Raw genomic sequence first — 16,260 nt, 5'->3', positions numbered from 1 at the left:
AATTGCCAAAAAATGCTTAAAAAGGTGAAAAGAAGAAAAAATTGCTAAAAAAGGTTAAAAAGCTAAAAAAGAAGAAAATTACAAAATATAAAAATTTAAATGATTTAAATAAAAAGAAAAAGGTGTTAAAAAAAGAATAAAAATTAAAATAATATAAAAATAAAAAGAAAAAGGTGTAAAAGATTTAAAAGCCTATAATCCACCTATTTTATAATAACCTTCGCAGACTTGGTAGCAGAACCATAACAATCATCTCCAGCGAATTTGACTGTGAATGAATAAATCTTCTTGCTAGACAAGCTTACCTTGACTGAAGCGACTCCTGCTGAATTAGTCTTAGCTGAATAGGTCTTTCCATCGACTGTAAAAGTCAATAACTTGTTTGCAACTGTCTTCTTATTGTTTTCTATCAGTGTGGCTGTTAGAATCTTTGACTTTTCAGAGGCCTTATAAGCCTTATTCGGAACATTCAAGGACATTTTCTTCTTATTTACAGTTATCTTAGCCACTTCAAATGAGGCATAATAGTCATCATCGCTTAGGAAACAGATTGCAAATGTGTAAGCATTTGGATTCTTAAGGTTTATCTGGAGCCTTGCCTTGCCCTCGGAATCAGTGGTTCTGTTATATATCCTTCCATTGAATCCAATTTGGATAAACTTATCTGCCATAGCGTATCCGTCACAGTCTGTCAATGTGACATTGAAGTATTCTCCGCTTCTTCCATCCACCTCTGCAACGACTGAATAGGTTACCATGTCCTTACAAAGGATCTTAGTTGACTTTCTCTTTGTTATGTTTAAGGAATAATTGTAGTCTGAAGCTTGATAATTCTTGTCCTCATCAAATGCAAGCTTGAATAGGTATTCTCCCAATGTAAGATTCAATTTGTACTGTACAATTCCATTGCCGTTGGTTTTTAAGGTCAGATTGGATATTACCGAAGCATTAGAAATGCTTGAATCTGAATAATATAAATTAGTATCATTTAAGCTTAAGTCTTCATCTTCCTCATCATCTAACTTTAAGAGCAAAAGATTCACATTCTTATTTGCTAGGGGCTTATTGTTTATATCCAACAATGTAAAGTTTAAGAGCCCATAAGACCTTGCAGTTGTATTTATGGATGGAATATTTGCAAACTTGCTTGGAATCTTATATTTTAGAGAAATATTTGCATATACATTGTCCTTTACGCTGCATGAAGAGCTGTTTGCTGATACTTTAATGTTAACATCATTATTTGAATTCATCTTAAGACTTAAGATTAAGCTTACAGACTCCTCATTTTCCAAATAAGGAATGGACCAAATTCCACTAGCCATATTAAAGCTTGAACCATTGTAATGAATATCATATGACTTATTCCCATTGTTTTCAGATATCTTATAGGACACGATGCTATAAGACTTGTCTAAAGGAACCGCTATAGATGAATTGCTTGCCAAATCCCCACGGTTAGTGACAGTGAGATTAAGTTTAATTGTATCTCCCGTGTAGTAAATAGGACTGTTTGATGATAAGTTCAATTCCAATTCATCGGCAAATGCAGTATATGCCTTAAGGCAAACGCTTGCATTCTTTAATGTATAGAAATACATATCCTCATAGAACTTTACAGCCCTGTTGTTAGAGCTATTTCTAAGGTCATACCATGTCTTACCGTCTGGGCTTATGAATGACTGGTTGTAGTCGGACTTTGCCCTTGGGGTAAATCCGCTGTAGTTTGTCTCAACGGCAAGTGGGAATAAAGTGGAAGGGGTTGTAAGCTTTACTATGATTCTGAATGTGTCTCCCTTTGTTAATGGAACATATCTGCTTAGCTTTATTGTATGGAAGCCTGCTCCCACTATCTTTCCGCTAGATGTGTAAACTGACTTGTTGTTTACAGTGATGTTTACTGTATATGTGGAATCTCCATAGGTATAAAGGCCAAAGGCATTTAAAGGATTGTCACTTATGGCAGTAAACTGATTTGCAAACCATATTGTATCTGAATTGTATCCTATGGTTTCAAATGTATTGCCGAATGTGTCATAGTAATAGTTGTTTCTGTATTCACCTGTTGTATTTACAACATTTGTCACAGCAACTGCAGCAGATGTCTCTATTGAAGCTGCAAATGAAGCGTCATAATAGGAAATGTAATAGTATCCCTGTTCTCCCCCGCTTGTTCCCCAGCTGTTTTTTATGATGAAAGCGCCGTCTCCAGGTGGAGTGTCCTTAAAGTTGCTTGCTGAATAGTTGTCATCCCAACCTACAATTGCCACTGCATGATTGCAGATATATTGGATATCGGAATATCCTGATTTGGAATTTGCTTTAATGATATTTGAATATACTGGCACAAATATAGCACCATACTTTAGGATAGCAGTCTTGATTTGGTCATTGTCCAATGCTCCAAGACGCAATGGTATGTATAATGCATCAGTGAGGTATTTGACCCTAGTTAGATTGGTAGGGGAAACTTTAGAGCGGGCATTGAATGGATCGTCTGTTTCGTTTATCGCTCCGCTCCAACGGAGAAGATAAGCAAGTGCAACCACATATGCTCCGCCGTCATCCCAGTCGGTACTGTTTTCGCTGCCGTCTCCCATACAGTTTTTCATATTGTTTTCAGAGAAGTCATAGCTTATGTTTTCCACCTTCAAAAGATATGATTCCATTGCAGAGTAGAATGCAAATGCCCAGCAAGCTCCAGAGCTTCCCTGATTCTTTACTGCAGTAACCAATCCTTCCTCCCTTAAGTCGTAATGGGAAGGTAAGGAAGTCATATTAAGGCCTTTTAACTCGTTTGCCAGATTGAAGCTGCTGTTTACAATAAGCTGATCCTCAAGACACATAAGGAGATTGGTCTTAATTGTCTTTATCTTATTGTTTTCCATCTTAGAGTTTATCAGATTGAAATTGCCGTTTATATTGTAGATTGTTGAATTCTCCACAGAGCTTGCATTTATATTGTTGTTTGAGATTGTGGAGTTTTCTATCTGAAGGAGGGTTCCCTTATTTGAAATCACTGAAGCGAAGCCGTAACTTCCGCTAATTATGTTGTCGTTTATTGTGGAATTGATTATATAGACATTGCGGCTTGCCCAGATGGAGATAGCCCCTCCAAGTGAGTAGTTTGTATAGATTGAATTATTGCTGATGCTTGAGTTGAATATTGTGACAAATCCTGCACGGTTGAATATTGCTCCTCCAGCACCATATGATGATTTTGATATGTTTCTTATGTCTATTGAGTTATTATAGAACTTAGAATTAAGAACAGTCATTTCACCAAGCTCATTATAGATTGCACCTCCAAAACCTTCAGAGACTATGTTGTATGCTGCTACCACCTTATTGTTTTTGAATGTGGTGTTATAGAGCTTTAAAAAGCCTGCATTATTGTAGATAGCCCCACCATATCCGTTATCGCTTGTGACATATGCAATGTTTGAATCAAAAAGGCTTCCAATAATGTTTAGGGAAGATTTATCCACATATATTGCCCCTCCCTTATTTGCATAGCCATTCCTGAATGTAAGGTTGAATATTGAGACCTCTACAGAGCTTCCTTTAACTGATAAGATATTGTTTTCGTTGGAAGCATTTAATATAACATTAAGACTTTCTCCTATTATATTTATGGATTTTAAAACAGTTATTGTTGTATTTATATTATAAACCCCATTTGCAATATAGACATTATTTAAATCAGTAGTTGCAGCATTTATTCCAGCCAATACTGTCTTATATGGATTAGATTGAGTTCCAAACTCATCAGAACCAATATAGGATGAGTTTACATAGATCGTATTTGAATCGTTAAGGCTTGTATTGAACTGGGCAAAGCTTGAATTCAAATCAGCTAGCCTTACTCCATTTGAAGACAAATATAAGGAGTTTGATAAATCATTTGAACTTTGTGAATTTGAATCTAGAGAGTTTTCACTAAGTTTATTAGAATATAATTCTTGTTCATTGCTTAAATTAGAATCAGAATTCTGATTAAGACTTAAATCTTGATTAGAACTATAATCCTGATTTAAATCAGTAGAATCATCTATTTCAGTAGAAGAATCAGCTAAATCATTTAATTCTATTGAATCCAGATTAGTTTCACTTGCAAAACTAACTGGAACTAAAAATATTAAAAGAATTAAACTAATTATTGCAAAATATCTTAATCTCATTTTAAAAACTCTTTAAATTCTTTTTTATAAAAAATACCATAATTAAATAATAATTATAAAGAAGAAAGATCTTCTAGAAACAATTTAGATTAATAAAATAAATAATCATAAAAACATAAATTAATTAATTATCAATTAATTAGTTTTTATTTAGTCATAAAGACTGTTTCCATCACTGTCCATTGCTACAATCAAAGGACCGAATGATTCAACATCCAAATCCCAGATGGCCTCAGGCATGCCCAGATCTAACCAGTCCACTCCTTTAATCTCTTTTACCTTATCCACATACAATGCGGCACAGCCTCCAGTTGCAACCACATAGACTGCATTGTTTCTTTTAAGGGCTTCTCTAACTGTATCATCCATGCCTCCCTTTCCTATAATAATTTTTGCACCCATATCCAAGACATCTGCCTCATATGGATTCATCCTCATTGAAGTGGTAGGACCTACAGCAACCATCTCATATTTAGTCTGGGCGTCATCTGATTCTTCCTTAATAATAGGGCCTGCGTGGAAGAGTACAGCACCTTTTATATCTAAAGGAGCTCCTTGCTCTAGAATTCTTTTATGAGCCTGGTCACGAGCGGTTAAAATCTGTCCAGAGATTGTAATAACATCTCCAGCCTTCAGCTTATCAATGTCATCATCTGTAATTGGAGTTTTTAATTCTATCATGGAAACACCTAATCTTAATTGAAATTTTAATTGAATTAATAATAAATGAATTAAGTTACTTTTATATATAAAACTTTATATAATTAATAATGTAAAATCAATAATATTAAACACTATTTCCGATTTAAAGGAATAGTAAATAAAATAATATATTTATTAACTAATTAGTCTTTTTGTGCTAAATTGTAGTACTATTTTTATCAATCATAATATATAATAATTTATTAAATTATATAAAAGTTTAATCTTTTAGAGGTAAAGTAAGCACATGAAAAACTTAAGCAAATACTATATAAAATTTAAAGAATGGCCAAAAAGGACTAAAGAAATATTAAATAAAGATTAAATACTAATTTAACTAAAAAACAAAAGGTATGATTATTAATGTCCAGTATGAGCAGTGTTGCAGGATTATCCAAATACATTAGAACATTGCCTAAAGCCAAAAGCACTTTTCTAATGATAATCGTATTGAGCTTTATCATAGGCGCAGTTCTCTTTTTAGTAAAGCCTATGAGCCTTGGAAGCGGTTTGGAGAATTTCTTCTACGGTGGTGCATTCGGATTTGTAGTTTATGGGCTTCCTGCTATTATCACTGGTGCAACCGATCAGAAATGGGTTAGCACCCTAAAGGGGATAAACCTAAAGATGAAGCATTCCATGTTCCTTGCCCTTGTATCAATGACCATGGCAGGGGTAATAAGCATCATAGGAACAATCATAGGAAATATCCTCCACTTCGACCTGTTTATAAACTCAATTCTTTTTGGAATAGTAATTGCATTTGCATTCAATATCCTTGTAATATGGAGCGTTACACGGATTAGGCTCATCAAATCCGTTCTTGTTGCAATCATTCAGCCATTGCTCATGATTGGAGTATTGATTATCACAAGCTTTTTAAACAACCTAGAAAGCGTCTTTGAGCTTGGAATATTTACAACCTTCTTCAAGGTAATAATAGCAAGTGCAGTCTTCTTGCTTGCAATCTATTCATTCATTTCAATTGTAGAATCCCCAATGAAAAAGAACTTAGGATTCGGAGCTTTGGAAATCCTCAGTTTCTTCATTTCACATATGAACGAAGGTTCCAAGTCAATTGAAGAGCTTTTCGACAATGCTGGAGAAGCAATTGACACACTTGTTGGGGTCTGCAGCTTCAGAAAGCCAGACGGAGATATTAAGGCATTGTTCATTAGCCCTTGCGTTCACCCAGGACCTCTTGGAGACATTGGAGGTTCAAATATGCCTACAATCCTTGCAAACAGATTTGATTCATTTGCAATGGTTGCACATGGACCATCCACCCACGACTTCAATCCTGTATCAAGCGATGAGATCGTTAAAATCGAGTCATCAGTGAGAACCGCATTGGAAAATATGGAATACTCATCAAAGGCAAGCAGATTCGTCAGATACTCCCATAAGAAAGCAAACATAGGCACCCAATTCTTCAATAATGGATGCGTCATGCTATCAACATTCGCACCTTCCGGAAGCGATGACATCGAGTTTGCAGTTGGTCTTGCAACAATGATTGAAAGTCAGAAGGAGTTGGAAATCGACAATCCGATTCTTGTTGACTGTCATAACTCATTCAATGCAGAGAAGGGAGGAGTGCTTCCAGGAAACCCAGAGCTCTTCCAGCTATTGGATACAATCAAATTGATTGAAAAAAAAGACTTGGAGCATGAGATAAAGGTAGGATGCTATTCCACAGACCTTGGAGGCTTTGGCAAGCATGAAGGAATCGGTGACAGCGGACTTAAGACAATGGTCATTGAGGTAGACGGCCAAAGAACTGCTTATGTGCTTTTCGACTCCAATAACATGGAACTTGGCTATAGGGAGACCATATTCAATGCAGTTGAAGATCTTGAGATTGATGAGATAGAGGTCATGACCACAGACACACATTCAGTAAACACCTTATCAGCAGGATACAACCCAGTGGGAACTGTAGAAAAGGAAAAGATCATTGAATATGTGAGAGAATCAATCATTGAGGCGATTGACGACTTGGAGACAGTTGAAGCCGGAACAAGGACAGAAAGAATAGAAAACCTTAAGACATTCGGCCCTAACAACTCAACAGAGCTTATCTCTACAATCAGCTCAATCGTATCTGTAAGTAAGATAGCTGCTCCTTTAATATTTATTATGGCAATTATCTTTGTATTCATTTGGATCTACTTATTTTAATTGATTTAAAGGGATTTTTATAATCCTAATTTTAAATCAAGCTATTTTTTTATTCTGATATTTGAATTAGCCCTTTTTAATTTCTCTTTTTTTTAATTATTTTTTTTTGATATCCCTACTTTAAATAAAAATTCTTTTAATTCCCTGCTTTAAATGAACTATTTTTTTTGATATCCCTATTTTAAATAAACTATTCTTTTGATTAATTAAATTTATTTAATAAAATCCCTCTTTAAAATTTAGATAAATATTCAACTAAATTAAGTTTAAACAATTAAAATCAATTATAAAGGTTTATAAGCGATTAAATAAAAATTTATTATCATAATTAATATAGTATTAATTCGAGAGTATTATAAATAATTGAATAAAAATTACAAAAAATAATAAGAATTATTAAAAAATAATAAATTTATAATTATAAAGTCATTTTAAAAGTTTTATTCATAATGAGGGGAATAAATTGAATCGAAATAGCAAAATCATATTAATTTCATTATTTACACTGCTATTGCTTGCCATTCCAGCAGGATTTGCAGCAGATATTGAATCAAATAGCCACAATAATTTAGATGATTCAAATACAGTAAATTTTGAAATTAATGCAAATTCAAAGGATACAAACTTAGAGAGTAATTTAAATACTGGCAATTTAGAAATGAATTCAAATAATACTAATTTGGATATGAATTCAAATAAGGCAAGATTAGCAATGAATTCAAATGCCAGTGATTTGGAAACACTAGGTTTGACAAGAGGGGAATTTGAAAACGGATCAAACAATCCAAGCCTAGAATATTCAAGCAATTCACTCTCAGACAATTCAAATAATAAATATATATCCCCATCTAGTGATAAAAACACATATGGCTCCAACAAGGTAGGTGACGGTAACGTAAACATATACTACTTTGATGCTAGTGCTAGTGACGATACAGGTAACGGCAGCTTAGAAAGGCCTTATAAAACCCTTAAAAATAATAGAATTGTAGAAAACTCCATAAATTATCTTGCAAACGGAGTATACAACCTAGATGCTACAATAAATAAAAATAATATAAGCTTTATTGGTGCAGACTCTTCAAGAACAATAATAAGCTACGCTTCAACTGCATTTATCACAAACAATATCCTAAACTTTGAAAACATCACATTGAAAGGATTAAACATTCAAAATAGAGGAAACCTAACTGCTAGAAACACCATTTTCATAGGTGGAAAAGGATATTGGGATAGATCTTACAACAATATTTTCGGAGGGGCAATATATACACCCCAAAACGAAAATTACACTACAATAATCATTAACTGCAGCTTCATAAACAATACAGCAGATTATGGAGGAGCAATCTATGCATGCGGCGGAAACGTGACTGTAGAAAACTCCAGCTTCATAAACAACACTGCCGAAAGGTTTGGAGGAGCCATTGCCTCTGAAAATACCTTAACAAACAATATAAGAAATGTCGAATTCATCCATGACGTTTCACTAAACGATGCAGGGGGAGGACTATTCATATCATTCACCCAATTAAACGGCACTGACTTGCACTTTTACAATTGCAGCGCAGACTTTGGAGGTGGAATTACCGCACTTTACTCCAACGTTTCCCTAAATAGATTCATAGGAAAAGACAATAAGGCAAGATACGATGGAGGAGCAATCTATCAATTCTACTGCTCATTGCTCATTGAAAACTCCCTATTTGCAAATAACTCTGCAAACAATGGTGGAGGATTATATGTCGACAATTCAAACTCCCTAAAGGTCACAAAGTCCAATTTCACACAGAACAATGCAACAGAGAAGGGAGGAGCAATCTATTCATTATGGAATACCTTAGCAGAAGGAAACTCCATATCCAACACCCGCTTCAACAATAGCTTCAGCAACAACAATGCCAAGAATTATTCTAATTTTTATGAAGGCAAGGATGTCAATATGAGAATTGGAAGCGGCAATGTCACCCTATACCATCGTAACGAAACTGAAATCGATGAGATTCCAAGCTATTACAGTCTTATAGATTTAAATCAGGTCACTTCCATAAAGAATCAGCAAAGCGGTGGAAACTGCTGGGCATACGCCTCAATTGCAGCCCTTGAATCAGCAATCATAAAGGCAGGAGGCGAGGCACTTGACCTTTCAGAGGAAAGCATGAAAAACCTGATAGTCCTCTTTTCAGATTATGGATACCCATGGCTAACCAATAACGGAGGAAATGGGGACTTCGCCAACGCTTATTTGACCTCATGGCTAGGGCCTGTCTTTGAAGATGACAATCCAGGAGATGACAGATCATACCTCTCTCCAGTCCTAAACAGCAGAATACATGTGCAAAACATCCAGTATCTAGGCAGAAACAACTATACAGACAATGACCGAATCAAGGAAGCGATAATGAAATACGGAGCAGTTGCAACAAGCTATTATATGGATAACAGCTATTACAATTATAGAACTTCCGCATATTATTGTCCTTCAGCCACTAGCAGCAACCATGCAGTTGCAATAGTCGGATGGAATGACAGCTATTCCAAAAGCAACTTCAAAACCACCCCACAAGGAGATGGGGCATGGATAGTGAAAAACAGCTGGGATACTAATTGGGGAGACAATGGATACTTCTATGTTTCATATTATGACATTTTGATCTTTCCTTTAGGGTCTATGGACTGGGGACATGCATATGTCTTAAACGATACAATCAAGCTTGACAAGAACTACCAATACGACATTTCAGGACTCACAGACTATTTCTATAATGCATCCTCTACAGCATGGTATAAGACCAAGCATACTGCAGATGAGGATGAATACTTAGCTGCCGTGTCCACATACTTCCTGACAACAACTGACTATACAATTTTCATAAAAGTGAATGGAGAAGAGCTATATAATCAAAGCGGAAACAGCGAATATGGCTATCGTACAATTTATCTAAATGATTTCATTCCACTAAAAGCAGGAGATGTCTTTGAGACAATATTTAAGATAAATGTAAGTGGAGAAACTGGAATTCCAGTATCTGAAGGCTCTGCCTTCAACAAGGTCTTATATGATCGGAACCAGTCATTCGTAAGCTATGACGGCATTAACTGGCTGGACATTTATGATATTTATTGGACATATAACTCCGATGTTTACGGATCACACTATTATGTATCTGCAGCACTCTGCCTAAAGTCATTCAGCTTCATAAATGAAATCGGAACAAACCTGACCTTGGAATTCAATTATAGCCTAGATAATGAAGGAGATAGAATAAGTCCAGTGAATATAATCGCTCACGTCATTAACGAATACGGTTTCAATCTAGACAACGGACAGGTAAAATTCATCATTAACGGTACAGAAACAATAGCAGACTTAATCAATGGATATGCAAACATAAGCTGGAACTTTACAGATATTGAAAATGAGGTTTATGCATTATTTGAGAAAACAGGATACCTCTCAAGCTCCGCTAATGAGACAGCAACACTTTCCGAAAAGTATGTCACACTTGATTTGAATACTCTTTTAAGTGAAGACAAGCTCACAATCACTGTAGACAGCTCAAGAAAGATTAATGAAACTTTAATACTAGAGATAAATGGAGAAAAGCACCCATTTAACCTTTCAGAAGGCCATGTTGTATACGACTTATACGATATTGAAGATATAGACTACTTAATTAGAGCCTATCTGAATGACACTGGGTTCTATAACTGCGAAGAGAAAAGCACAATATTTAGATTAAATACAGAAATTACAGAGATAATTGCTTCAAATTTTACAACAGATGATTATAGCAATGCCATCTATGAGATAAGTTTAGTTGATTCACAAGGTATTGGAATAGCCAATAAGGAAATTTTATTTAATATATCTGGCAATTTAACTAATAATAACAACAATAATAACAATTTTAACAATATAATATTTAATTTAACTACAGACAATGATGGAAAAGCAAGGATTCCAATCAACCTTCCAGGAGGAAATTTCACAATAAATGTCCAATCCAAAGGGAATTATCTATATTCATCAGCTGAAGTTGCCCTTAAGCTAAAAGTCAAGGATAAAGTAAGACTAGACATTGATCTCAATTTGAACTTCAATGATTTGGAAGTGATTATTGAATTAAACAGATCATTAAACGAAACAGTTAACTTCAGCTTTGCAGGAGAAAGCTCAATCATCAGATTAGAAAACGGAAGAGCTTCAGTTAATTTCACAGGATTAAGCAACAATAATTATACAGCAATCGCTTATTTGGAAAACGACATTGATTATCTTTCAAACATTGCTCAAAAAACAATAGAAATCAATATAAGAAACTTAATAATCCAAGCAGATACAATAAACACTACAAACCGTTACTATGGCAATTATACAATTCTTCTAACTGATGAGGAAGTTAATGAAGTAGCCAACAAAACATTAAATGTAAAAATAGGTGAAGAAAGCTTCAATAAAACTAGCGATAATGATGGAAAAGTAATCATCCCTCTTGATTTAGGAATTGGAGAATATGAAGTAATTATTAGCTTCAATGGAGATAAGGATTTCTTTAAAGCAAATGCAACTAGAACAATCACCGTTTTAGAAAAGCTATTTGCAAATATCACAGTTTCCACATTAGTGGATGAGGCCACAATAGACATCATTATCGATAAGAAGATTAATGAGACACTTAATATCAGCATAGACCAAAGCGAATATCCAGTATTGTTTGAAAATGGAACAGGACAGTTAATCCTAGACGGATTGGAAGAAGGAAACCACATAGTCACCATAGATCTTCTCAAATACCTATTATTTGAAAGCAAAGAGTTCGAAATAGATAAAAGCATAAATCTAAGCTCTGATGACTTTAACTGCTATGAGCACACAAACAGCACTTATACCGTGCTTTTAACCAACAATGGCAAAGCCTTAGCAAATAAAACCATAAGATTCGTCCTAAATGACACAACAACCATAAGAAATACAGATATGGAAGGAAAAGCCAGCATTGACATTGATTTAAGCCCAGGAGTCTATGAGCTGAACATTACTTATTATGATGATGAGAGAAGCGTGATTAATACAGTCTATGTATTGTCCAACATAACCAATAGCACAGATCCTAAATTCAATGTGACACTTGATATGGACACAGTTCTTAGTCCAGACAAGCTAACAATCAATGTAAACTGCTCCAAAAAGATTAATGAAACTTTAATTCTCGAAATAAATGGAGATCAACACTTTATAAACCTTACAGATGGATTCGTAAGCTTTGACTTATATGAGCTTGAAAAGATAGAATATGTGATTACAGCCAAACTAAACAACACCGACCTTTACAGATTTGAAGACAAGTCAGTTAATTTTGAATTAAACCAAGAAGCAACAGACATAATAGCTTCAAACTTTACAACAGGTGACTACAGCAATGAAAGATATGAAATAACCTTAGTTGACTCCGAAGGAATTGGAATATCCAATAAAGAGATTTCATTTAACATTTCAAACAGTTTAATGAGCAATGAGAATTATATCATATTTAATCAAACTACAGACAATTCAGGAAAAGCAAGCATTCCAATTAATTTGGCTAGAGGAAATTACACAATAAAAGTCCAATTCAAAGAAGATTACTTATATTTAGCTTCCGAATCTACTGTAGATTTAAAAGTAAAAGAAAATGTTAAAATTGATATTGAATTCAAACAAATGATCAATGACTTGGAAGTCATTATTGAATTAAACAAAACTCTAAACGAAACAGTTAACTTCAGCTTTGCAGGAGAAAGCTCTATCATCAGATTAGACAATGGCAAATTCTCCATTAATTACACAGGATTAGCAAACAATAATTACACAGTCATTGCATATATTGAAAATGACACCAATTATCATTCAAACATTGCTCAAAAAACAATAGAAATCAATATAAGAGAATTAATAATCCAAGCAGATACAATAAACACTATAAACCGTTACTATGACAATTATAGAATTCTTTTAACTGATGAAGAGGGCAATGGAATAGCAGGTAAAACCTTAGATATAAGAATAGCTGAAGGAAACTATATTGAAACTAGCGACAATGATGGAAAAATAGTCATTCCTCTTGATTTGGGAATTGGAGAATATGAAGTAAATATTCTATTTAATGGAGATAATGAGTTCTTTAAAGCAAACGTAACCAAAACAATCACTGTTTTAGAAAAGCTATTTGCAGACATCTCCATTTCAACTTTAGTTGATGAAGCTACAATAGACATTATAATAGATAAGAAGATTAATGAAACACTTAATGTAAATATAGACCAAACTTCATATCATGTAATATTTGAAAATGGAACCGGCCAATTGACTGTAGACGGATTGGATGAAGGAAACCACATAGTCACCATAGATGTTCTCAGATACCTATTATTTGAAAACAAAGAGTTTACAATAGATAGAAGCATAAATTTAACTTCAGATGACTTTAACTGTTATGAACACACAAACAGCACTTACACTGTATCATTAAGCAACAATGGCAAAGTCTTAGCAAATAAGACCATAAAATTCATCTTAAATAATCAAATCATTTTAAGGAACACTGACAGCGAAGGAAAAACTTCAATCGACATTGATCTAAGTCCAGGAGTCTATGACTTGAATATCATATACTATGATGATGAAAGAAGCAGAACCAATACAATTTATGTACTGTCAAATATAACCCATAGCACAGATCCTAAATTCAATGTGACTTTGGATATGGACACAGTTCTCAGTCCAGACAAGCTAACAATCAATGTAAACTGCTCCAAAAAGATTAATGAAACATTAATTCTAGATATAAATGGAAAAGAGCAAATTTTAAACCTTAATGATGGATTCGTAAGCTTTGACTTATATGAGCTTGAAAAGATACAATATGTCATTACAGCCAAACTAAACAACACAGACCTTTACAGATTTGAAGAAAAAACTATTCTATTTGAATTAAACCAAGAATCAACAGACATAATAGCTTCAAACTTTACTACAGACGATTATAGTAATGCGATATATGAAATACGCTTAGTTGATTCCTACGGCCTTGCAATAGCCAATAAGGAGATTTTATTTAATATTTCAAACAGTTTAATGAGCAATGAGAATTATATCATATTTAATCAAATTACAGACAATTCAGGAAAAGCAAGCATTCCAATTTATCTTCCAGGGGGAGATTACACAATAAAAGTCCAATTCAATGAAGATGACTTATATTTATCTTCCGAATCTAACGCTCACTTGAAAGTCAAGGACAAAGTAAGAATCGGCATTGAATTCAATCAAAACATGAATGATTTAGAAGTGATGATTGAATTAAACAAACCCCTAAACGAAACAGTTAACTTAATATTTGCAGGAGAAAGCTCCAATGTCAAATTAGAAAATGGAAAAGCTTCTCTTAAATTCACAGGATTAGCAAACAATAATTATACAGCGGTTGCTCATCTTGAAAATGATAGGGATTATATTTCAAATATCGGCGAAAAGACAATAGAAATCAATCTTAGAAACTTAATAATCATAGCAGACTCAATAAAAACTAAAAATCATTACTGGGACGATTATACAATTCTTTTGACTGATGAAGAAGGGAAGAATGTAGCCAATAAGGCATTAAACATTAAAATCGATGCAAACAGTTTTATAAAAACTAGCAATAATGATGGAAAAGTAATTATCCCTCTTGATTTAGGTCTTGGAATGCACGAAATCAATATTGCATTTGATGGAGACAATGAATTCTTCAAATCAAACATTACAAAAACAATAAATGTTATAGAAGAAATCTCTGTCAATGTCAATATTTCCACTTTAGTAGATAATGCATTAATTGACCTTAAATTCTCTAAAGACCTTAATGAAAAAATTGATGTCCTTATAGATCAAAACTTATATCCAGTATCTTTAGAGAAAGGTGCCGGACAAATAAGGGTCAATGGATTAGAGGAAGGAAAGCACATTCTAACCGTTGATCTTCCAGAATACCTATTATTAGAAAGTGAAGAGTTTGAAATAGATAAGACAATCACTCTTATTTCAGATGACTTTAGATGCTATGAGCATTCAAACAGCACATACACTGTTGTTTTAGAGAATAATGGCAAAGCTTTAGCAAATAAAACCATAAAATTTGATTTGAATAAGATTGTGACCATAAGAACTACAGATAATAATGGAAAAGCATATTTGAACATTAATTTAAGCCCTGGAACTTATAAATTGAATATTGCCTACTATGATAATGGCAGAAATAAGATTCATAATATTTATGTTTTAGCTAATACTAGTGGTGATAATAAGACAAATGAAACTAATTCAAGTAGTAATACTAACCCAATAAACAATCAAACAAATAATACTAATCCAACTAATAATACAAAACCAATAAACAACGAAACAAACAACACAAACCCAACCAACAATACAAATACAACCAACAATACAAATACAACCAACAATCAAACAAATAACACAGACCCGGTTATTGTTAGAAAAGGAACAAATATACTCTGTCAAAACATGATTACAACTGCATTTGACAGCAAAGTAGATGGCAGAATAGGTAAATACTTCGTTGTAACTTTAGTTGATGCAGACTACAAGCCTATGGCCGATAAAACCATTTATATTGGTTTTAATGGTAAAAAATACATTAGAACCACTGATTCATCAGGTCAGGCAAAACTGCAGATAAACCTTGCTTATGAAGGAAGCTACACCTTTGCAATAGCATTCTTAGGAGACGATGACTATAAGGGCAGCTTTGTTGTTGCGAATATTAAAGTAAATAAACAAATTCCTCAACTAAAATCATCAGATAGGACTTATAGATCAATTGCAAAGACAAAAACATTAACTGCAAGCATTAAGACAGCCCAAGGAAATGCTATCACCGGCAAAAAGGTCATATTTACAATAAATGGTAAAAAATACACTGCAATAATCAACAGCATTGGTATTGCTAGCGTAAAAGTAAGTCTTTCTAAAAAAGGAACCTATAGATTTACAGTTCAATCCGAGGCAAGTTCTACTTATGCAAGCACTAAAGTCACTCATAAATTAGTTATAAAATAAAAAGAAATCTCTAGAAAATTAGTATAAAATAAAAATGAATATCTAGAAAATTAGTATAAAATAAAAAGAAGTATCCAAACAAGATATGAATGA

The 16,260-nt window shown here is 33.7% G+C and carries 4 protein-coding genes; 2 read left to right on the top strand and 2 right to left on the bottom strand.

The genetic code is table 11. From position 1 onward, the window contains the following. Window positions 1-203: 203 nt before the first annotated feature. Both MRU_RS04255 and MRU_RS04250 read right to left on the bottom strand, forming a co-directional pair. A complete protein-coding gene (locus tag MRU_RS04255; RefSeq protein ID WP_012955644.1) occupies window positions 204-4,181 on the bottom strand; it encodes a lectin like domain-containing protein in 3,978 nt (1,325 codons plus the stop codon). A 150-nt stretch (window positions 4,182-4,331) separates the two neighbouring features. Then, window positions 4,332-4,862, bottom strand: a complete 531-nt coding sequence (locus MRU_RS04250) for a FumA C-terminus/TtdB family hydratase beta subunit (protein ID WP_012955643.1) — start codon at window positions 4,860-4,862, stop codon at window positions 4,332-4,334. A 384-nt stretch (window positions 4,863-5,246) separates the two neighbouring features. Between MRU_RS04250 and MRU_RS04245 the strand changes: the two genes are divergently transcribed. Then, window positions 5,247-7,064: a DUF2070 family protein gene (locus tag MRU_RS04245; RefSeq protein ID WP_012955642.1), complete on the top strand. Its 1,818-nt coding sequence runs from the start codon at window positions 5,247-5,249 to the stop codon at window positions 7,062-7,064. A gap of 463 nt (window positions 7,065-7,527) precedes the next feature. Continuing rightward, the gene (locus MRU_RS04240) at window positions 7,528-16,167 is read left to right on the top strand and encodes a C1 family peptidase (protein ID WP_012955641.1); all 8,640 of its coding nucleotides are present in this window, start codon (window positions 7,528-7,530) and stop codon (window positions 16,165-16,167) included. Window positions 16,168-16,260 lie beyond the last annotated feature (93 nt).

This window comes from Methanobrevibacter ruminantium M1 (assembly GCF_000024185.1).
Classification (GTDB): Archaea; Methanobacteriota; Methanobacteria; order Methanobacteriales; family Methanobacteriaceae; genus Methanobrevibacter; species Methanobrevibacter ruminantium.
The sequence above is the reverse complement of the archived record's forward strand: the minus strand, read 5'-3'. Positions and strand labels throughout refer to the sequence as shown.

Coding starts and splice junctions, on each gene's coding strand:
- MRU_RS04255 (WP_012955644.1), bottom strand. CDS start 4,181: ATGAGATTAAGATATTTTGCAATAATTAGTTTAATTCTTTTAATATTT.
- MRU_RS04250 (WP_012955643.1), bottom strand. CDS start 4,862: ATGATAGAATTAAAAACTCCAATTACAGATGATGACATTGATAAGCTG.
- MRU_RS04245 (WP_012955642.1), top strand. CDS start 5,247: ATGTCCAGTATGAGCAGTGTTGCAGGATTATCCAAATACATTAGAACA.